Raw genomic sequence first — 20,190 nt, forward strand, 5'->3', positions numbered from 1 at the left:
GCCCCAGCCCCTTGGGCACCAAATGCACGAAGCGTAGCGAAAAGCCCTTCTCCCGGAGCTTTCCCCACCAAACGGCCATCCGGCACCGCCGCGCACCTGATCGCCCGCCTGCCGCCGGCCCGCATCCGCGCGGTGCTGACGTTCGCCCGTCGCGGCGCCGCGCCCGCGAGCGCCGAGCAGGCCAGAGCGGCGCGGGACGCGGTGATCGCGGTCAGCCTGTCGTGCGCCGGGGAAGGCTGCCTGCCCCGCTCCATCGCCGCCGCCCTGCTGTGCCGGTTGCGCGGATGCTGGCCCACCTGGTGCGCGGGCATACGGGTCCACCCGTTCGGCGCCCATGCCTGGATCGAGGCCGACGGCCAACCCGTCGACGAGCCGCCCCGCCACTACCGGGTCACGATCGCCATCGCCCCGGACGGAGAGCTTCGAAGATGAGGGTCCGATGGCAGGGCCGGACCGGGGCGGCCACCTCGATCGAGGAGATCACTGAATGGACGAGCCGCGCCGGCGTCGGCCATGCCATTCGCTGTCGCACCGCTCATGCCCCAAAACCGCCGCACCTCCTGGACATGGAGGCCAGGAGGTGCGGGGCTTGTCGTGCTCCTCGGGGGTCAGGTTCGCCGCCACCGCCAGTACGGGTCACTGCGGGCCCACGGTATGGCGCGGCCCAAGGAAGCGATCTTGGTTGCCGACGGGCCGGTCAGGGGCACTTGGCCCGCATGGTGGGGCTGTATCCGTTGCCGCCCCCCATGAGGTGCCCCATCAGGCGGTAGGTGAACGTGGTGCCGCGCTTGCACCCCTTGTACAGGGTCTTCGGCCCTGGGGCGCTGTAGGTCGTGCTCGCGATCTTCTGCCAGCCCCACCAGCGCTTGCGCTGGAGTTGGATGGAGACCCGCGCGGTCCGCCGGCACCCCGGGGCCCACGAGGTCGCCGCCACGTGCCCCCTGCGCATCTCCGGCTTGTAGACGCGGATCTGGCACGAGGTCGCGGTGGTCGCGGCGGTGACGGCTGCGGGGGCCGCGGCGGCCGTGCTGGAGTTCGCCGTGGGGGCCGCGGCGGCCGTGCTGGAGTTCGCCGTGGGGGCCGCCTGGGCAGGGGCTCCGACCGCGAGTCCGGCGGCCACGACCGCGGCACCGAGGATGGTGGTCTTAATCGTTCGCATTGCCTCTCCTTGGTCGTACCGGATGCGGAGAACGTAGCCCCGCGGGTGTTGAGAGGCTGTTGAGAACTTGTTGAGTCCCGACTCGCGCACAAGGACGAGGACCGAACTGAGCTTTCGTCCCGGACGTAACGGCCAAGAGCAGGAACGGACCAAAGGCATCGCCGCGGGGCAAGAGGGCCGCGGATCTTTTAGTGTCGCGCAGTGACGTTAGATGATGGTTCGTCCCGCCTCAGCGTATTTCGCGTGTCAGGCGGTGCCGGGTCCTGACGGCGTGTGACGGGGCGTACGAGCACGCACCGAGCACGGCCGACAGCGGTCTCGCCCGAGTCGGCACGCTCAGCCGTCCTTCATGACGTAGCGGATGGGCAGGCGTTTGAGCCCGCCGACGAAGGTGGTGGCGGTCCACACGGGCTCGCCGTCGAGCTCGACGCTCGCCAGCCTGGGGACGAGTTCGGCGAAGAGGGCGCGGATCTCCATGCGGGCGAGCGCGGCGCCCAGGCAGTAGTGGACGCCGAAGCCGAAGGCCAGGTGCCTGTTGGGGTCGCGGCCGACGTCGAAGCGGAACGGGTCGGCGAAGACCTCCTCGTCCCTGTTGGCCGACGGGTACGACAGCAGCACGGATTCGCCCTTCCTGATTGGCGTGCCGTTGACCTGGGTGTCAGCGGAGGCGGTGCGCATGAACTCCTTCACAGGGCTCACCCACCGGATCATCTCCTCGACGGCCGTCGGCAGCAGGCCGGGGTCGTCCCGCAGTCGCCGCAGCTCGTCCGGGTGCCGGATGAGCGCCTCCAGGCCGCCCGCGATGGTGGAGCTGGTGGTGTCGTGCCCGGCCGTGGCAATGAGGATGTAGTAGGAGGCGGCGGTGTTGTCGTCCAGCGGCCGGCCGTCGATGCGGGCGTTGGCGATCTCCGAGGCGAGGTCGCCGGTCGGCCTGGCCCTGCGCTCGGCCGTCAGCTCGTGGAAGTAGGCGAAGAGGTCCTCCAGCACGGAGGTGTGGCCCTGCGGGCTGCCGCCGCGCCCGGTCTCCTCGTCGTGCTGGCCGAACAGCTCCTGCGTGAGCCGCAACATGCGTGGGAAGTCCGACTCGGGCAGGCCCAGCAGGGTAAGGATGGCGTAGAGCGGATAGTGCACGGCGACCTGGCGGGCGAAGTCGCACGCGCCGCCGTACTCTGCCATCCGGTCCACGTGCAGGCGGGCGAGCTCTCGGACCCGCGCCTCCAGGGCGCGCATGGCCTTGGGGCGGAACCAGTCGGCCCCGACGGCGCGCAGGACGCGGTGCTCCGGATCGTCCATGTGGACGATGCTCCTGAGCGCGGTCCCCCGCGCCCGGCGCGTTTCGAGTGCGGCGTCGAGGTCCGCGGTCCTCAGCACGGGGCGCGGGGCGCTGAGCCACAGGGCATGGTCCCGCTCGATCTCCAGCACGTCGGCGTGGCGGGTGACCGCCCAGAACGGGGTGTATCCGGGGACCTCCACGCGGTGGACGGGAGATTCACGGCGCAGCAGCGCGAGTGCCTCGTGAAGGCGGGTCTCGTCGGTGTACGCGGCGGGCGTGGCAAACGTTCGGCCGGCTTCGCTCACGGACGTGGTGGGGTTCACGGTGAAGCCTCCTGTCTCGTCGCGTGGCGCGACGGGGGCAGTACATCCGGCCGGGTCCCTCCGGCGTCCTCCAGGCCAGGAGGTGCCATTCCCGCGGCGCCGCGTCCCTATGCGGGGAGTCGATTCGGTCAGGACCGGGGATCGACCGCTGACCCGGTTCTCTGAACGTCGATGGGGACAGACGTTGCCGTACGGACACGGGGGGTGACAAAAGGATCATTAATCCCGTAAGTTCACCGGATTCCCACCAATTGGAGGATCTACAGTGAGCACCCCCCAACGTCGTATGACTGCGGCCTGCTTGGCGGTCGGCACCATCACGGCGCTCCTCACGCCGGGCGCCGCCCAGGCCACGACCGAACCGACCGCCACCGTCTTCTACCCCAACGCGGTCCAGAGCACGGGCGACGAGTCCCTCGTCGACGACCACGACCGCGACGGCGCGGCCTTCGACCCGGCGTACCGCACCGTCACCCTCACCGACCTGGACGGCTCCGGCACTCTCACCGGGCGCTACGTCAGGGTCAAGAGCGAGACCGGCAAGGCCGCCAAGACCGTGGACGGCGCCTTCCCTGCCTGGCACCGCGACACCGACCAGTTCGAGCAGGTCATGGGCTACTACTGGGTCACCACCGCCCAGCACTACATCCAGTCACTGGGCTTCGGCTCCCGGCTGCGCCCGGTGAACCAGCGCCAGATCGAGCTGCGGATCAACCAGTACGGCGGCGACAACTCCTTCTTCAGGGAGGACAAGGCCAACATCACCCTCGGCAAGGGAGGCGTGGACGACGCCGAGGACGGCGAGGTGATCGTCCATGAGTACGGCCACTCCGTGCAGGACGGCCAGGTGACCGGCTTCGGCACGACCCTGGAATCGGGCGCGATCGGTGAGGCCTTCGGCGACTACCTCGCCGTGGCCGTCAGCAGCTGGAAGACCGGCGTTCCCACGCGGACTCCCGAGGCATGCGTGGCCGACTGGGACTCGGTCTCCTACACGTCAAGGGCCCCGCACTGCCTGCGCCGACTGGACGGCACCAAGCACTACCCCGAGGACATGGTCGGCGAGGTGCACGCGGACGGCGAGATCTGGTCGTCCGCCCTGTACGACATCCGCACCAGGCTTGGTGACACGCTGGGCAGCACGGTCATCATCGACGCGCAGTTCGACTTCGCCAAGGACACCACCTTCAAGGCGGCGGCCGAGGCCACGGTGAACGCGGCACAGCGGCACGGCGGCGACACTGCCGCGGCAGCCGTACGTGCCGCGTTCACCTCCAGAGGGCTTCTCTAGCTCTGCCGGAGTGCGGGCATCGGGATCGGGATGGAGTAGGCGGTGGCACCTCTGCGAAGCCTTCGTCCGAAGGGCATGGGGCTGAGGAGCGCCAAGCTGCTGGTCGGGGTCGCCGGCTGACGCCATCCCGAGAACCGGCCGGGTGGAGTCCTTCACGAATGCTCCCGTGCCGCTTGAACTGCACGGACGGAGTTTTCGGCAGGCACAGTCACGCCGACCGGCTGTGGCTCGCGGCTAATGTCGCCGGCCGGCGGAGGTGTTTCCGGTCACCACGGTGGCTCGCATGCCCCGTCATCCGGTCGAACACCATTATCGGCAGGCGCACTGTTCAACGCCGCCACCAAGCACGCGCCCGCTGGTTCCATCACCGAGCCCGCCCGACCACCGCATACATCCAGCTCAACTACCTAAGAATGGCTGCCGTACCAGCGTTACCGCCAGCGCCTGGTGCATTGGTAGGCGATCCAACGACCGCCGCCCGCATTGGCGATGGCGTTCCTCTTCGCCCTGGCGGGCGTGCTCCCCCTGCCGCCCCAAAAGACGTTTCTCCTGGAATTGTAGGCGACAGCGCCGCACCCGTTGACGAAGGTGACGAGGACTTTGCAGCTGGAGCGGCCGCATTCTCTCAGTGCCCGCCGTTTGGCGGCACCCACTGTTCTGTAGTCCCAGGACCTGCCGGTACGGCCGTTCCGCGCCACAGCGATGGCACCGTAATAGTAACGTGCTTGACTTTCCCCCGCAGTAGCCGATGTAGCCGCAGCAGCTGCCACGGGAGACGCCGTAGCCAGCGCCCCGCTCGCCATAAAAACGCAAGCGGCCACGGCAGTGAGCTTCTTGCCTAGCTGCACGATGTCTTCCCTTCCTGCCGCCCAAGCCGACGGCAGTGTGATTGGTGAGGAGAGTCTGTATTGTGCCACTTGCAAACCACTTAAACCGATAGATGCTCAAGGGAGCAAAGTGAAGGCCGTCAACGGAACGGGCAGGAGTTGAGCCGCTTGCGCGCCTCGCGGAGCGGCGCCGCGCCGTACCCGTGCATAGGGCTTGAGCTGTACGTTCTTCAAAGTTGAGCTGCTGGTGCTCCGTCACGAGAATCAGGTGCTGCGCAGGCACGCGCCGCCGGCCAGGTCGGGAGTGTTCGCGAGCAAGAACCCTCACCAGTTGGTGAAGGCGCCGTCACGGGTGCGCAGGTGGGGGCGTTCAGCGGCGATGGCCTGATATTTCCGGGCCTCGGCCCGGTCGATGTCGACGCCGAGGCCGGGCAGGTCGGGGATCTCGAAGCGACCTCCTCGGACCACCGGCCGGGCGGTGAACACGTCCGGCAGTTCGGGCAGGGCTTGGTGCTCCTGCACTCCGATGTACGGTGAAGCCAGGTTCAGGTGCAACGACGAGGCCGCCGTCACCGGGCCGAGTGTGGGTGGCCGGCTTGACGTAGTGCGCCTCGCACATGGCGGCGATCTTCCTGGCCTCGGTGAGCCCGGCCGCCACGGCGATGTCCACCCTGGCGTAGTCGATCAGGTCCTGCTCGATGAGCCGCTGGAACTCCCATTTCGGCCCGCTCCACCTTCGGCAGCAGCGGCACGATCCACGGCAGCTGCTCGCCTTTCTTCGCACGAAGGTCCGGCTCACGCCATGATGACGGCGATGACGGCGATCCCGGCGCCGAGGGAGATCAGGCCCGCGATGCCGGCCAGCACGATGGGCAGGACGCGATAGCGCGTGGTGAAGACTCGGGCCGCCTGCGACTGCCCGTCGAGGTAGGCGATGACGGGATGCTGGGCTGAGTCATCCACGACCGCCCCGATCACCCTGCCCCGTCCGTGCACGCCGTACCGCCGTAACCGGGAGATCAGCCGCAGCTCTTTGACCCCGAAGGTCACACACGTGAGTGCGGTGGCGAAGGCGACGAAGCCGATCAGCATTGTCGTCATGGCGGGCATACTACGGAAACGCACAAACCAGGAGGATGCGGGAAGAGCGAACCCTGTCACAAGAGAGGGTGGGTCTCCGGGTGGGTGTCCCACCATCGGCGGAAGACAGGGTTGTCGTCCACGTGATCCTTGAACGCGATGGCCAGGCCGCGGTAGATCGCTGCGGCGGCCTGCGGGCTGAGGTGGTCCCGGCGCCAGGCCATGACGAGCCGGCCGACCTGGGGCTCTCCTGACAGAGGAAGCACAACCGTGCCCTCGCGGGCGGGCCAGGTGGGATCTACCAATCGGACGGCGTGACCGGCGGCGACCAGGTGGTGGCCGCCGCCGCTCGGGGCGTCGTAACGGATGTCAGGCTCGAACCCGGCGGCGCGGCAGGATGCCCGCAGCGCCGCGAGCGAACCGTCGTCGGCCCCCGGTGGGCTGATCCACGACTCCTCGCGCAGGTCTGCGAGCTCGATCTCGCCCTTCCCCGCCAGCGGGTGCCCGGCCGGGAGGGCGACGAAGAACGGGTATCGGGGGATCAGCATCCTGCTGACTACAGGCGGGCCCGGCGTGACGCCGAAGCCCTCCACCATGCCGATGAGCGCGGCGTCGAGTCGGCCCTGGGCCAGCGCGTCCGCCAGGAGCGCGGCCGACGGCTCGATCCGCAGGGAGATGGCGCGTCCGAGGATCGCCTCGCCCACCCGATCTACCATGCTCGACACGCAGGCCGTGTGGATGCTGCCGAGCTGGAGTCCGGTCGCGGGGGCATGCGCGTCACGCAGGTCGCCGAAGAGCCCGTCGATCTCCGCCAGCACGATCCTGGCCCTGGCGACGACCTGGTTACCCAGCGCTGTGGGGGCCGCGCCGGTACGGCTGCGGACGAACAGCTCTCCGCCGATGACTTTCTCGATCTTCCTCAGCTGGTTCGTCATGGCCGGTTGCGACAGGCCGAGGCGGGCAGCGGCACCGCTCACGCTACCCATCTCGGCTATCGCGCAGACCACGCGGAGATGCCTGAGCTCAAGCTCCATAAGCTATGTGATATATCAGTTGCCGCCTCCTGAACACATAGTCAATGACTACGCCACACGCTACGCGCGGCGCGCGCAGAGAAGCAGCGACTCGGGCGACCTCACATCCATGCGGATACCCCCTGGATGTTCCATGCCCCCGGCCAACGGCCGGTCGCGCCACGACCCGCCGCACATCCCCGCCGCACATCCCAGCCGCGGATGCTCTCCGACCGTCGACGGCCAGGGGGCTTCGGCCGTGTCCCGTCGCGAAGGAGCGCGCCATAACTCAGATTGATGCATCGGCTTATGATCGGAGGTTTTTCCCGGCATTCACACTACGGACACACGAAAGCCTGCCTCCGGTTTCGAAGGCAGGCGGTCCAGGCGAACCGCCGTACCTCCCTGTCCCGGCTGACCAGCCCCAACCTCACAGCCAGTGCCAAGCCCCAGGAGGTTGTCCGTGAGGATGCCCCAGCCACGATCTGCCGGCGGCAGATCACTGTCCAAACTGCTCGTGTTCTTGTCCGCCTTGGGATTAGCCATCGGCCTGGTCTTCGTGCCATCCGTACCGGCGAAGGCCGGCACGGATGGCACGACGCCGCCTCCCGATCAACCGTCGAACGGGCCGGCGCCGACCCGCGTGACGACCGCCGACGACGGAGCGTGGCACACCCAGCGGGCCCCACTCCCTGTCACCCTGCGCGCTCCCCTGCCGACGTCGAAGGACGCGCTGCGGCAGGACTATGACGCGCCGAAGAATCTGGCGCCCAGCCGGCCATCCATGAAGGCGCTCAAGAGTGCTCAGGCCACCGCACCGTGCAATGCGAGCGACTTCACCAGCCGCACCGGGAGCGGCCTCGTCCGGCAGATCAGGTCCGTCGGCACCGACTGCATCAACACCCTGTTCGACCTGAGCGGCAGCGATGCCTACTATGCGTTCCGCGAATCACAGATGACCACCGTCGCGTACGCGCTGCGCGACGACGGTGCGCGGTATCCGGGCGACAACAGCCTGGGCACAGCCCAGATCGTGCTTTATTTGCGCGCGGGCTACTACGTGCAGTTTTACCGCTCCGGTGACGTGGGCGACTACGGCCCGGGCCTGAAGACCGCGATCAAGGCCGGCCTGGACTCCTTCTTCGGCAACGCCAAGTCCGGGACGGTCAGCGACGCGAGCGGTGAGGTCCTCGCCGAATCGGTCACCCTGATCGACAGCGCCAGGGAGAACGCCCGCTACCTCGCTGTCGTGAAGCGGATGCTCAACTCCTACGGCAGCTCCTACGACGCGCACTACTGGATGGTCGCGGCGGTCAACAACGTCTACACGATTCTGTTTCGTGGCCACTACCTCCCCGAGTTCGTCGCCGCCGTTCAGGCCGACCCGAGCGTGCTGGACACGTTGAACGGCTTCGCGACGAAGCACCTCGACCTGCTCGGCACGGAACGCTTCCACCTCACCTCGAACGCGGGCCTGGAACTGGGCCGGTTCCTGCAGCACCAGTCGCTGCAGGCCAAGGTCAAGCCGATGCTGAAGGGCCTGCTCGGCAAGAGCCAGATGACCGGCCCCACCGCTGCGCTCTGGGTCGCCGTGGCCGGGATGACCGACTCCTACGACAAGGCGAGCTGTTCCTATTACCAAACGTGCGACCTGGCGAACAGGCTCAAGGAAGCCGTCCTGAGGGTCGGTTTCACCTGCAGCCCGAGTATCAAGTTCCGCGCCCAGGTCATGACTCAGGACCAGCTCGACCGGGCCTGCGCCAGCCTCAAGGGCCAGGACGCGTTCTTCCACGGCGTGGTGAAGGACAACGGCGCGGTCGCGGACGACAACAACATCACGATCGAGGTCAACGTCTTCCACTCGAGCACCGACTACCAGATCTACGCCGGTCAGATATTCGGCATCAGCACCGACAACGGCGGCATGTACCTGGAAGGCGAGCCGAACGTCGCGGGTAACCAGCCGCGCTTCATCGCCTACGAGGCCGAGTGGAAGCGCCCCGAGTTCGACATCTGGAACCTGAACCACGAGTACACGCATTACCTCGACGGCCGCTTCGACATGTACGGCGACTTCGCCGCCGGCACCAGGACCCCGACGGTCTGGTGGATCGAAGGGTTCGCCGAGTACATCTCCTACTCCTACCGCAAGGAGACCTACGAGGCCGCGATCAAGGAGGCGGGCAAGAAGACCTACCCGCTCAACACGCTGTTCGACACCACCTATGAGAACACCGACACGAACCGTACCTACCGGTGGGGATATCTGGCCGTGTGGTACATGCTCGAAAAGCACCCGGCCGACATGACCACTCTGCTTGGCCACTACCGGACCGGCGACTACGACGAGGCCCGCACCTTCCTCACCAGCACGATCGGCGGCCGTTACAACGACGACTGGTACTCATGGCTGTCCGCGATCGCGTCCGATGGCACAGGCGACGGAGGCGAGTGCACCGGGATCGATACCCGTCAGCTCGGCCGGAACTGCACGCGCAGCAATGTGGCAGCGACCTCGGGCAACTACGCCTACTTCTACCTGAACATCCCGGAGGGCACCGCGAAGCTCGCCATCACGGTTTCGGGCGGCACCGGCAACGCCGACCTGTACTACAGCGACAGTGCCTGGGCTACGACGACGCAGAACACCCAGCGTTCGACGAACGCCGGCAACTCCGAGACCCTCACCATCGCCAACCCGAGATCGGGTTACCACTACATCTCCCTCTACGCGGACCAGGACTTCAGCGGAATCACCGTGAAGGCCGGATACTGACGCCCTCAGATCACTCGATCGCCGCGTGAGCGCTCCGGCCAAGCATGCCGCCTGGCCGGGGCGCACGCCATGATGGCCGTGACGGAAGCGCCTCTCCAGAGGCTGCGGTACTGAGGTACCGAGGACGGCCAACGAGGTGGGGCGCCGTGTCACCGGTGGCGCGACTCCGCAGTTCCAGGAGTACGAGCCCGGTTACGCCGACCTGACGGCCTTCCGGCGGTCCGGAACGTCGGTGATGCTCTTCCAAGCCGAGGCTTTCACTCCTGTCGGGGAGCAGCGGAGAGGGCCTCCTTCCCGAGAGTGCCGCTCGCTCTCGAAGTCGCCGCGCAGGCGGCGAGGGAGCCGCGTTCCTCGCTGCGCCCGTCCTTCAGGAGGACGCCGCGGTCGGTGGGGTGAGGCGGTGGGCGGCGTCGAGGGCGGTCCTGCCGTCGATGGCGCTGTCCACGGCGCGTTCCACGGCGCGTTCCACCGCGCGGGGCCGACGCTGCCCGCCTCGGCCGTGGCCTCGGCGAGGACCGCCACGGCGGGGTTGGCCGGCACCAGTCGGGCCAGAGCGAGCGGCTGGCGCTGGGCTCCGGTCAGGCGGTGTCCGCCTTCGCCGACGAGGGTGGCCAGGCCGTCGGAGAGCGCCTCCGCCCCAGGTGAGGGCGTCCACAGTGGCAAAGGCGGCGCGCAGGTCATCGTCGGTGGCAGCGGCCTGGAGCCAGGCGTCGGCAAGCGGGCCGACGAAGACGTGCACCTCTTGGGTCACCATGACGGGCCAACCACATGCAGAACGTCGACCAGAGCTCGAACGCCTGCGCCGAGTTCAACCGGCGCAGGACATCCCTGCGACACGACGTCCTATCGCGCCTCTGGCGGCCCACTCTGAGTAGCCAGCTAACAGGGGCCCGTCGTGGTCAGCCGCAGGCGGCCGTCGGCGGCGGTCCGAACTGCTGCCTTTCCCCAGGCGGGGTCGCCTTCAGCTTGGCGGCGAGGGCGTCCGCGCGGTTGCCTGCCATTTCCTCTTCCAGCCCGGCGTCCGGACCGGCGTCGGCCGCCAGCGTGCGCGCCTCGGTGACGCTCTGCGCACGGCCCTCCATCTCGCCCTGGCCGATGACGTCGCCGTCGAAAGGCAACTCCGAACCCTCACCGAGCCCCATCCACTTCGCGGGCTCCGGAGTGTCGCCCTCGGCGCAGTGCGGCCCTTCCCAGGCGACGGCCAGGATGTACTGGTGCCCTGGCTCGATACGCGGCCGATCGTATATGGCCGTCACGGTCGGACTGTTCAGGTTCCCCTCGGTGAAGGTCCAACCGGAGGCGTTGTACTCCCACCCCTTCGGGGCCGGTTGGGCCGCGTCCGCCCGCGACCACAGCACTTCCTTGACCTCCAGATTCACCTTCCGCCCGATCAATCCTTCCCCTCGCTCGATTTCGATCTGGGCGGGCGGGATCGTCTGCTCGGAGGTGGCGTTGACGACAACCACATGGTCGGCGTACGTCACCCAGTCCGTGGCCGTGATGCTGGGCAGGCGGTCGTCTCCCTCGGCCATCACGATCCGGCGCGGCGCGGGCGCGCCGTCGGCGGCGGCATTTACAGTGGCGACTCCTGCGACGGCGAGAGCCGCGGCAGCTCCGATACCGGTTGCGATATACGCAAAACGCTTCACCGAGGCCCTCCTAATAAGCGCCATTGATGTTCTCCCGGTTATTGGCGCCAAGGTCGTTATGGCCGGTGGAAGGGGTCACCAGACAGCCGAGGCGGGAATCGGTCTTGCTGAGCCGGGGGCTGGCGTTGTCGCCGTGCTGCAGGCCGACGGCGTGCCCGGTCTCATGGCACACTCTCGCGTAGTGGTAAGCCCCGGCGCCCCGAATGCGAATGTACTGCTGATCGCAGTTGTACGGCCGGTCGCCGTCCGCATTGCACCACGTCCTACCGGCCACACTGTCCGGGAGGCCGGTCGAGCCCTCCTGGTAGATGATGTCGGTCTCTCCGCTCCCCTCGAACACCGGCGACGAGTCGTAGTGGAAGGCCAAAGCCGTGGGACGGTACTCTCCGTCAATGGCGGCGTTCACCACCGACCGGTCTTCGGACTCCAGTTTGTATTCGCCGCTGCTGTCCATGTAGAAATAGACCTCGCGGTTGTCGGTCTGACACGGATAATGGCCCATGCCGAGCCAGCAGTTACTGCCGGTCTGCAGGGTCGGGAACATATTGTCGGTGGTGGCGGCCCAGGCCACCCCGACCGCCACCATCAACGGCACGAGCGCCATTGCGATCACACCGGCAACCCGTCGTCGAATGGGCCCGCGACTGAATGCTGACACTCTTCTCCTTCGCGAAGTCATGGAATATGACATGTACCGCGTGATGTATGTGCCACCTGGAACAATGGGCATGAAACACGTACGGTGCCGCAATACTCCAGCCGCACTTACCGATCTAGTGGCTTCGACCGGGCGCGACGTACTGGCGTTCAGCATGTCGAAGGACGACGGCAGGTCAACTCATTGCGCAGAAGACGTGGCTTGAGCCCGGACAGAAGGAAATTACGCCACTGTTCTTCCGTTCCCCTTCCGTTCTTCTTCCGTTCATCGAGGCCCGCGGTGAATGTTGTGCTCTGGCCAACGGCCACCGAGGGGATCCAAGGCCTTCCCCATCGACGCCCGGTCGAGTGCGGGCGCTCGGTGGAGACCGCATGGCGCAGCCGACTCGCCGGATCGGCCGAATACGGCTACTGCGCCAGTCACTCCCGGCATTTCCGGGGACTCGCCTGCACCTGGTGTGCCCCCTGCTGTCACCTACGGCTACGACGAACTGCTGCGCCCGACGATGGGCTCCAACCTGTCCACCTACGTCACCGGCACCACCTACACCCACACCGGCAAGGTCGAGCAGTACGAAGTCGGCTCGGCCGCCGGCAAGAAGGCCTGGTTCACCTACACCTACCAGTACGGCACCCAGCGCCTGGCCTCCTCACGCGTCGACCGCCAGGGCCAGACCGGTATCGACCGCGACGCCAGCTACGCCTACGACCAGGCCGGCAACATCACCTCCATCGCGGATGTGTCCGTCAAGGGAGCCGCATGTCCGGATGGAGGGCCCGGGCGCACAGCGTGAGCGCTTCCGCGAGTGTCGTGCGGTCCGGGTCGTCGATCTCGGCGAGCATGACGGCTTCGATGCTGTCGAGGGAGCGGTCGCATCGTCGAAGGGTGCTCAGGCCTTTCGGGGTAAGGCGGGTGCGCAGAGCGCGGCCGCCACGGGGATGCGGGTCGCGGCGGATCAGGCCGCGTTGTTCGAGATCGCGGATGACCAGGTTCATCGCCTGCGGGGTGACGAAGGCGATGCGGGCCAGGTCGGCCGAGGACGGGGCGTCGCGCAGGCGCAGCTCGCTGAGCGCCATGTATTCGGTGGTCGTCATGCCGTGCCGGGCGAGCGCTTCATCCAGGCAGGCGCGGATGCGGCGTTCCAGCCGGAACACCAGGTAGCTCACACGGGGCGGCGGTGCGTCCGGCGCAGCGGCCGCGGGGACACCCGGATCGGTCACCAGGAGACGATATCGCGCCCCGTCAGAACAGGCTCCAATGTAAGTTTCCCACACCCATATCAAGGATCTTGATAGCAAGTTACTTGATAACCAGGGAAAACGGCTCTCTGCCAGGTGAACCGGCGGGCATGCGCACCAAGCGTGCATTGACGGTGGGTCGTGGCCCTTCTATTTTCCAGCGACCGACGTCAATACGCGGCGGACCGATCCGCGGCGCGCCGCGGATATGGAGAGGAGGAGCGCGAATGAGACGATTGACCACGGTGCTGGCTGGTGCCTGCGCCGCGGCGCTCTTTGCCGTCATGACCGTGGTACTCGGATCGCCGGCCGTCGCCGCCACCCTGGTGGAGGTGACCAGCTTCGGCAACAACCCGGGCAACATGCGGATGCACGTCTATGTGCCTGACTCGCACCCGGCCTCGCCGGCGATCGTGGTCGCGATGCATGGCTGCGGCGGCTCCGGTCCCGGCTTCTACCAGGGCAGTGAGTTCGCCTCGCTGGCGGATCGATACGGCTTCATCATCATCTACCCGACCGCCACCCAGTCGGCGGGGTTCGGCAACTGCTTCGACACCTGGTCGGACGCGGCCAAGCGGCGCGGCGGCGGCAGCGATCCGGTCTCGATCACCTCAATGATCGACTATGTCGAGCGGAACTATCAGGGAGACCCGAACCGGGTCTACGCCACTGGAAGCTCGTCCGGCGGCATGATGACCCAGCACATGCTCGCCGTCTACCCGGACGTGTTCAAGGCAGGGGCCTCCTTCATGGGCGTGCCCTTCAACTGCTTCGCCAGCGCCTCCGACTATCCGCCCGGAAGCAGCAGGTGCACCGGCGGGAGCATGGACCGAACACCCCAGCAGTGGGGCGATGCGGTCCGCCAGGCGTACCCGGGATATTCCGGCCCCCGCCCGCGCATGCAACTGTGGCACGGCACCAGCGACACCCTCGTGCCCTACTCGCTGCTGCGAGAGTCGATCGAGCAGTGGACCAATGTGTTCGGGCTGAGCCAGACCCCGACCAGCACCGACACCCCGCAGGCAAACTGGACCCGCAGCCGGTACGCCAATCCGTCCGGCACCGTGCAGGTGGAGGCGTACAGCATCCAGGGCGCCGGACATGCCCTTCCGCAGAGCGGTATGGCCCTCTACGCCATCGAGTTCTTCGGCTTGACCACCAGTCCGACCGACACCACGCCGCCGAGCACGCCAGGCACCCCGGTCTCGTCCAACGTGACCGCCTCCAGTGCCACGCTGACCTGGACCGCGTCCACCGACCAGGGCGGCTCCGGCTTGGCCGGCTACAACGTCTACCGGGAGCAGGGCGCCACCGACCCGCAGCTCGGCCAGTCCACCACCACCTCGATCACCTTGACCGGGCTGAGTGCCAACACCCAATACCAGGTGTACGTACGGGCGCGTGACGGCGCGGGCAACCTGTCGGGCAACTCCGCGCCGGCCACCTTCACCACGGCCGCCACCGGAGGCGACACCACGCCGCCGACCGCCCCGGCCGGGCTCACCGCCTCGGGCACCACCACAACCGGCACCAGCCTGACCTGGACGGCCTCCACTGACGACACCGGTGTGACCGGCTATGAGATCCTGCGCGCTCCCGGCGCGACGGGCGGCACGTTCACCCAGATCGGCACCTCGGCCACGACCTCGTTCACCGACACGGGCCTGACTGCGAACACCACCTACCGCTACCAGGTACGGGCGCGCGATGCCGCTGGTAACGTCTCACCGGTCTCCAACACCGTCCAGATCACCACACAGGGAGGCACGACCGGTGCCTGCTCGGCCACCCCGACCGTGCAGTCCCAGTGGGGCAACGGGTATGTGATCCAGCCGCTGACCATCACCAACACCAGCACCTCGACGATCACCAGCTGGACCGTCACCTTCACCCTGCCGGCCGGGCACACCCTGACCGGCTCGTGGAACGCCACCGTCACCACCAGCGGCCAGACCGTCACGGTCAGAAGTGTCGGCCACAACGGCACGCTCGCGCCGGGAGCCAGCACCACCAGCTTCGGCTTCCAAGCGAGCAGGCCCAACGGCAACACCGCCCTGCCGTCCGGCTACACCTGCGCCTGACCATCGGCGCGCGTCCCTGATCACGGCCCCGTCATTGACAGGTGGGACTGGGCCGTGACCAAGGAATCCGCGCCGGCGGGAGAACCGCCATCGTGCTGTGGCAGGGCCGGGCGACCAAAATCCCGCGCGAGCCAGCTCGATCGCTCGATCACGAACGCAGCGCGGCGTCGATCACTGTGTGCAGGGCTGGCGACGATGGCATCAGCGTATCGGCCAGGCACTCTCTCACACCCTTGCCCACCGGCGCGCCGCTCGCGGTACGCCGGCCTCACGCGGTCAACAGAGCTCCCCAACCCGCATGTGATCGCCACTCCCGCAGCGGGACCTTCAACGACTCGCCGGGGGAGGACGGTCGTGGCGGTCACGATCAATGTCGCCGCTCAGATCACCAGGAGTGTCCGTTTGAGGGCCGGCCGCTGAGACGACGTGCCTTCAAGGCGAGGTGCAGGTGGGAGCGCACCAGCCCGTCGCGAAGATCCGCCCCGAGGGTCGTGGCTATCCGGTCGAGCCGGTAGTACACCGTGGTGCGGTGCAGATGCAGCGACGCCGCCGTGCGCCGGACATCACAGCCGGCATCGAGGTACGTCTCCAGGGTCCGCACAAGCTCTTCATCACTTTCAAGCGGGACGAGAACGGGATCGGGCCCCGGCGCGACGGGAAGCAACATGCGGTACGGCCCGGCGCCCGACCACGGTAGAACGCGCGGCAAGGCCGGATCCAGCGCGGCCACCCCGGCCGCCGCCCTGGCTTGTCCGTACGCCTCGCGCACCGCGCAGACTTCGAAAGGCACCGGGTCACCGATCCCGATGGCGAAGGGACGACGGGCGGACCTGCGCAGCGCCTCGTCCAAGGCCGTGGGACCGCTGGGACCAGACAAGAGCAGGGCGGTCACGTGCGTGGGAGCGACGAAGCAAGGAAGCGCCCGCGGTAGAGCCGTGCCGAGGCGCTCCAGCTCGGCGGCGGACAAGGCGGGCACCTGTTGGCGGTGGCGACTGATCGGCACGCCGGTGCAGATGAGGACCTCGGAGGAGAGCAGCGACGGCTCGAGCGCAGCCAGCCGATCACGGGCTCCTTCCCCGGTTCGGTCCGGATCGAGCAACCAGCGGATCAAGTCCTCGCGCTCGTCGCCCCGCCCTGCCAGGACCCGGGCCAGTTCGGCGGCGGCACCCTGCAGCGCGCCGAGCGCAGTCTCGTCGAGCTCCTTACCGTCCGCGGAGGTCCACAGATAGCCGAGGCATCGCCCATCACGCCGGATGGGGACACAGAAGCGGGCCCGTATGCCGAGCTCGGCGTTCGGGGGCAGGCGGACGACCTCCGTGGCCTTGGAGATCCCGTACCGGTTCTGCCACTCACGAATCTCAGGCGCGACCCGGCGCGACATGACCGAGGCGACGCGGGCCGGGTCCGCGTGCGCGTCCTGCTTGCTGTAGCCGAGCATTCGGCCATCCGTCGAGTCGACGAACAGTCCGCGGCCCAGCCGCTGAGCGAGGTCTTCGAGCACGTCTTGAAGATCCATGCATGACTCTCCCCCCTTCGTGCGACAAATGTCGAGACCGATACGGCACGATCCCGGCGTCGATCCGATGTGCCGGCCGCCCGTCGCTGCTTACCGTCGAACCGCACGAGCCCGAACCGGGAGATGAGACCGTGATGCGTGCCCGCTTTCCCCGTCCCTGGATCTCCGCCGCGAGCGAGCGGCTGACGCGCGAGGTGGCAGACGCCGTGGCTGGGCGATCCCCCGCCGCCACGTTGGAGGAGATCGGCCGCCTGGTGGCCTGGAACGACCGCATTCACCACGCTGAGGCGGTCAATCTCAATCCCGCGACGAACGTCATGAATCCCCGGGCCGAGGCGCTGCTGTCGGCTGGGCTCGGCACACGTCCCTCACTCGGCCATCCGGCGGAGAAGTACGAGACGGGCCTGGAGGCCATCGAACGGATCGAGATCATCGCCGCCGAGCTGGCCGCGCAGGTCTTCGACGCCGACTACGCCGAGGTCCGCGTCGGCTCCGGCGCGCTTGCCAACCTGTACGCCTTCATGGCGACCTGCCGCCCCGGCGACACGATCATCGTTCCACCCACGAGCATCGGCGGCCACGTCACCCACCACGCTGAGGGCGCCGCCGGACTGTACGGACTCACCACTGTCCCCGCCCCCACCGACTTGGGCGGCTACACGGTCGACCTGACCGGGCTGCGGGAAATGGCCCTGCGGCTTCGTCCGAAGTTGATCACCATCGGTGGCAGCCTCAACCTCTTCCCCCACCCGATCGCGGCCGTGCGGGAGATCGCCGACTCCGCCGGAGCACGCGTGCTCTGCGATGCCGCCCACATGTGCGGCATCATCGCCGGTGGGGTCTGGCCGAACCCGCTGCGCGAGGGCGCGCACCTGGTCACGATGAGCACGTACAAGAGCCTTGGGGGCCGCCTACGCGCTGGCAATGGTGGCGAACGCGGCCCGGCTCGCGGCCGAACTGCGAGCACTGGATGTGCCGGCCACGCTGGCGGCCGAGGTCACCGCATGGCGTGCGCCCTTCACCGAAGTGCGCTTCACAGCGGTCCCCCACCAGTAAGGACCGCGTCACGCCCCCTCCGACCGGTAAGGACCATGATGGAGCCGCTTTCCCGTTACGGCGACCGCTATTTGGGCGTGCCCCGGCTGACCTGCCAGGTCGGGGTCCCGCTCGCCGATCAGCCCAAGATCGGGCACAACCGCTGGCATCCCGAGATCCCACCGGCCGTGACGGTGGATCCAGGCGGCGAGGTGATCCTGGAGTCGGCCGCTTATGACGACTACCAGATCCACGACAACGGCAGTCTCGACGAGTTGCGCCACGTCGATCTGTCCCGCATGCATCCGCTGACCGGCCCGGTGCACGTCGACGGCGCACGGCCCGGTGACGTGCTGGTCGCGGAGGTGCTCGGCGTCGAACCGCTGAGCGGCATCGCCTTCGCCAACATCCTGCCCGGCACGCCCGGACTGCTCGGCAAGATCTTCCCTGACGGTTATCGCTCGACGTGGTACGCCCGCGGCGGCATCGCCGAGTCGCCGGAGGTGCCAGGCGTGCGCATCCCCGCCCAGCCCCATGCCGGAACCATGGGGGTCGCGCCATCGTACGAGCTGATGCGCCTGTGGGACGAGCGCGAGAAGCCCCTGTACGCCGACGATCGCGCCTTCGCCCCGGATCCGCGCAACGCGTTGCTGCGCGGCCTCGGAGCCGACGCCGCCCGGATGGCGGCCCGAACCCAGCCGCCCCGGGAGAACGGCGGCAACATGGATATCAACACCCTCGGTCCGGGGGCCACGGTCTACTTCCCGGTGTTCGTGGAGGGCGCACTACTGTCGCTCGGCGACCACCATCTCGCGGCAGCGGACGGGGAGTGCAGCTTCAACGCGATGGAGATGGACGGCCGCACCTGGCTACGGCTGCGTCTGATCAAGGACGGCATGGCCCGTCACCGAATCAGCACGCCGATCGTCCGTCCGGCGCCCCTGGTCGCGCAGTTCGGTGCCGACCGCTATCTCGGCTTCACCGGTTTCTGCTTCCGTGGCAAGGAGCAGCGGTATCAGGACACGAGCTTCGCCGTCCAGGAGGCGGTGCGCCGGGCCGTGGACTACCTGATGGGGCTGGGCTACAGCGGCGAGCAGGCGTACGTGATCCTGAGCGTCGCACCCGTCGAGATCCGCGTCAGCTGCATCGTCACCATTCCCAATCCGACGGTGACGCTCTACCTGCCGATCGACATCTTCGACCGGGACGTCTTGCCGAGCTGACATCCAGCCCCGGCCGTTCTCAGCGCCTCGGTCGGTGACAGGCGTGCGGCTCGCACGGCGGCAGGAGGCCCGCGACGATTCCTACCAGGATGGCTGGCTCTATGGCACGAGACAGTTCGGCGGATCGCAGGACGACAACGTCTCTTACGGCGACGGCCCACGGCCCCGCATCGCCTGTCGTGCTGCACACCGCAGACACCCGTGTCGGTGAACCGGATGTGAAGTCCCTCGTCCGTGAAGCGCAGTAACACCTCGACGTTGGAGTCCTCCCCGGCGTGCTGGTGCGCCCGGACGTTGGTGGAGTCCACGGAGGTGTCCCGGTCCAGGCGGCCCTCGGCATCCTGCTCGGCCTGGATCGCGGTAGCCGCCGGGCCCCGATCCTGAGGGAGGAATACGGCGCTGGTTGACATGGCGGCGCGTGCTACTGCGTTGGGTGGAGGCGGACGTCCACCGGATGATTGACGACAGTCAAGGCTGCCCGTGGATACCTTGTCGCATGAACGACCGGCCGGCCGCCTCGCGTGCGGCAAGCCGGCGCCGCGCCTGCTCGGCGTGATGACGCGTCGAAGCAGCTCCTCGATCAATTGTCAGGCAGATGCGGGCGAACGTGCCCGTGCTCCAACCGTGGCGATGAAGTGTCCCGGCCGCGCTCGGACGTTACGGCGGCAGCCAGCCTTCCGAAAGGTGACAACACGTGAAAGTCGCTTCAGCACTGGCACTCGGCGAGGCCGCCGCCGCTCTCCTCACCACGCCGCCCGCGCTGGCCCACTCCCCCAGCCGGCCCCGAGCCCGTCCCGCGAGCCGGTGACCGGCGACGGTGACGTGGTCATCTCGGAGGAGGTCCACAGCGCCGCCTGACCGGTACGCCCGGCGGTGAACGTCATGCCGGCCGGATCCCTCACACCCTCCGCGCAGAAGGGAGATCCACACGATGAGAGGCTCTCGTCCCGCCGTCCGCACGGCCACGCGGACCGCGGTGACGGTCGTCGCCGCGGTCGCGTCCGCGGCGACCGTCCTCCCGGCCGCCGCGCACGCGGACGGCCCGTAC

15 protein-coding genes and 2 pseudogenes are annotated in these 20,190 nt (G+C 68.0%); 7 read left to right on the top strand and 10 right to left on the bottom strand.

The genetic code is table 11. The annotated features are described in order from the left end of the window. Positions 1 to 432, top strand: a 432-nt coding sequence (locus ACWDX9_RS44025; RefSeq protein ID WP_449965688.1) for a lasso peptide biosynthesis B2 protein, incomplete at its 5' end; no start/stop codon positions are given. A gap of 265 nt (positions 433 to 697) precedes the next feature. Here the strand turns inward: ACWDX9_RS44025 and ACWDX9_RS44030 are convergent. Further along, positions 698 to 1,159, bottom strand: a complete 462-nt coding sequence (locus ACWDX9_RS44030; protein ID WP_449965690.1) for a hypothetical protein — start codon at positions 1,157 to 1,159, stop codon at positions 698 to 700. 336 nt (positions 1,160 to 1,495) lie between these two features. Continuing rightward, complete coding sequence (locus ACWDX9_RS44035) at positions 1,496 to 2,755, bottom strand: cytochrome P450 (RefSeq protein WP_449965693.1); 1,260 nt, start codon at positions 2,753 to 2,755, stop codon at positions 1,496 to 1,498. A gap of 301 nt (positions 2,756 to 3,056) precedes the next feature. On the opposite strand from ACWDX9_RS44035, the gene ACWDX9_RS44040 reads away from it, so the two are divergent. After that, the gene (locus ACWDX9_RS44040; protein ID WP_449965695.1) at positions 3,057 to 4,046 is read left to right on the top strand and encodes a M36 family metallopeptidase; all 990 of its coding nucleotides are present in this window, start codon (positions 3,057 to 3,059) and stop codon (positions 4,044 to 4,046) included. A gap of 431 nt (positions 4,047 to 4,477) precedes the next feature. Here ACWDX9_RS44040 and ACWDX9_RS44045 read toward each other — a convergent pair whose 3' ends face one another. From ACWDX9_RS44045 to ACWDX9_RS44060, 4 genes and pseudogenes are all read right to left on the bottom strand, one after another. Continuing rightward, on the bottom strand, positions 4,478 to 4,849 hold the full coding sequence (locus ACWDX9_RS44045; RefSeq protein WP_449965721.1) for a DUF4189 domain-containing protein: 372 nt from the start codon (positions 4,847 to 4,849) through the stop codon (positions 4,478 to 4,480). Between the two features lie 348 nt (positions 4,850 to 5,197). Then, positions 5,198 to 5,672: pseudogene (locus ACWDX9_RS44050) on the bottom strand (enolase C-terminal domain-like protein). After that, positions 5,669 to 5,974, bottom strand: coding sequence for a hypothetical protein (locus ACWDX9_RS44055; protein ID WP_449965698.1), 306 nt, complete (start codon positions 5,972 to 5,974; stop codon positions 5,669 to 5,671). The pseudogene ACWDX9_RS44050 and the gene ACWDX9_RS44055 overlap by 4 nt, the downstream one beginning before the upstream one ends. Positions 5,975 to 6,030: 56 nt before the next feature. Then, the gene (locus tag ACWDX9_RS44060) at positions 6,031 to 6,987 is read right to left on the bottom strand and encodes a LysR family transcriptional regulator (RefSeq protein ID WP_449965700.1); all 957 of its coding nucleotides are present in this window, start codon (positions 6,985 to 6,987) and stop codon (positions 6,031 to 6,033) included. 511 nt (positions 6,988 to 7,498) lie between these two features. On the opposite strand from ACWDX9_RS44060, the gene ACWDX9_RS44065 reads away from it, so the two are divergent. Continuing rightward, entirely contained in the window at positions 7,499 to 9,742 is a 2,244-nt protein-coding gene (locus tag ACWDX9_RS44065) for a M9 family metallopeptidase (RefSeq protein ID WP_449965702.1), read from the top strand. Positions 9,743 to 10,641: 899 nt separating this feature from the next. On the opposite strand, the gene ACWDX9_RS44070 is transcribed toward ACWDX9_RS44065, so the two are convergent. Both ACWDX9_RS44070 and ACWDX9_RS44075 read right to left on the bottom strand, forming a co-directional pair. Next, positions 10,642 to 11,415, bottom strand: coding sequence for a hypothetical protein (locus ACWDX9_RS44070; protein WP_449965705.1), 774 nt, complete (start codon positions 11,413 to 11,415; stop codon positions 10,642 to 10,644). Next, positions 11,402 to 12,004: a hypothetical protein gene (locus tag ACWDX9_RS44075; RefSeq protein ID WP_355200435.1), complete on the bottom strand. Its 603-nt coding sequence runs from the start codon at positions 12,002 to 12,004 to the stop codon at positions 11,402 to 11,404. Before ACWDX9_RS44075 ends, ACWDX9_RS44070 begins: the two co-directional genes overlap by 14 nt. 384 nt (positions 12,005 to 12,388) lie before the next feature. On the opposite strand from ACWDX9_RS44075, the pseudogene ACWDX9_RS44080 reads away from it, so the two are divergent. Together ACWDX9_RS44080 and ACWDX9_RS44085 are read left to right on the top strand one after the other, a co-directional pair. Then, positions 12,389 to 12,510 (top strand): annotated as a pseudogene (locus tag ACWDX9_RS44080) (IS982 family transposase); the annotation flags it as partial. Continuing rightward, positions 12,507 to 12,842 carry a hypothetical protein gene (locus tag ACWDX9_RS44085; protein WP_449965707.1) on the top strand — a complete coding sequence of 112 codons (336 nt, stop codon included), beginning with the start codon at positions 12,507 to 12,509 and terminating at the stop codon, positions 12,840 to 12,842. The pseudogene ACWDX9_RS44080 and the gene ACWDX9_RS44085, both read left to right, overlap by 4 nt. Here ACWDX9_RS44085 and ACWDX9_RS44090 read toward each other — a convergent pair. Continuing rightward, a complete protein-coding gene (locus ACWDX9_RS44090) occupies positions 12,796 to 13,269 on the bottom strand; it encodes a MarR family winged helix-turn-helix transcriptional regulator (protein WP_449965710.1) in 474 nt (157 codons plus the stop codon). The genes ACWDX9_RS44085 and ACWDX9_RS44090 overlap by 47 nt on opposite strands. Before the next feature lie 245 nt (positions 13,270 to 13,514). Between ACWDX9_RS44090 and ACWDX9_RS44095 the strand changes: the two genes are divergently transcribed. Beyond that, complete coding sequence (locus ACWDX9_RS44095) at positions 13,515 to 15,368, top strand: extracellular catalytic domain type 1 short-chain-length polyhydroxyalkanoate depolymerase (protein WP_449965713.1); 1,854 nt, start codon at positions 13,515 to 13,517, stop codon at positions 15,366 to 15,368. 385 nt (positions 15,369 to 15,753) lie between these two features. Here ACWDX9_RS44095 and ACWDX9_RS44100 read toward each other — a convergent pair whose 3' ends face one another. Continuing rightward, complete coding sequence (locus tag ACWDX9_RS44100; RefSeq protein WP_449965716.1) at positions 15,754 to 16,884, bottom strand: PucR family transcriptional regulator; 1,131 nt, start codon at positions 16,882 to 16,884, stop codon at positions 15,754 to 15,756. Positions 16,885 to 17,090: 206 nt separating this feature from the next. Between ACWDX9_RS44100 and ACWDX9_RS44105 the strand changes: the two genes are divergently transcribed. Next, the gene (locus tag ACWDX9_RS44105; RefSeq protein WP_449965718.1) at positions 17,091 to 19,142 is read left to right on the top strand and encodes an acetamidase/formamidase family protein; all 2,052 of its coding nucleotides are present in this window, start codon (positions 17,091 to 17,093) and stop codon (positions 19,140 to 19,142) included. Positions 19,143 to 20,190 lie beyond the last annotated feature (1,048 nt).

Source organism: Nonomuraea sp. NPDC003201, assembly GCF_053590415.1.

Bases quoted from the DNA above. Each gene is read 5' to 3' on its own strand.
- ACWDX9_RS44045 (WP_449965721.1), bottom strand. From the start codon at position 4,849: ATGGCGAGCGGGGCGCTGGCTACGGCGTCTCCCGTGGCAGCTGCTGCG.
- ACWDX9_RS44055 (WP_449965698.1), bottom strand. From the start codon at position 5,974: ATGACGACAATGCTGATCGGCTTCGTCGCCTTCGCCACCGCACTCACG.
- ACWDX9_RS44060 (WP_449965700.1), bottom strand. From the start codon at position 6,987: ATGGAGCTTGAGCTCAGGCATCTCCGCGTGGTCTGCGCGATAGCCGAG.
- ACWDX9_RS44070 (WP_449965705.1), bottom strand. From the start codon at position 11,415: ATGGCGCTTATTAGGAGGGCCTCGGTGAAGCGTTTTGCGTATATCGCA.
- ACWDX9_RS44030 (WP_449965690.1), bottom strand. From the start codon at position 1,159: ATGCGAACGATTAAGACCACCATCCTCGGTGCCGCGGTCGTGGCCGCC.
- ACWDX9_RS44100 (WP_449965716.1), bottom strand. From the start codon at position 16,884: ATGGATCTTCAAGACGTGCTCGAAGACCTCGCTCAGCGGCTGGGCCGC.
- ACWDX9_RS44095 (WP_449965713.1), top strand. From the start codon at position 13,515: ATGAGACGATTGACCACGGTGCTGGCTGGTGCCTGCGCCGCGGCGCTC.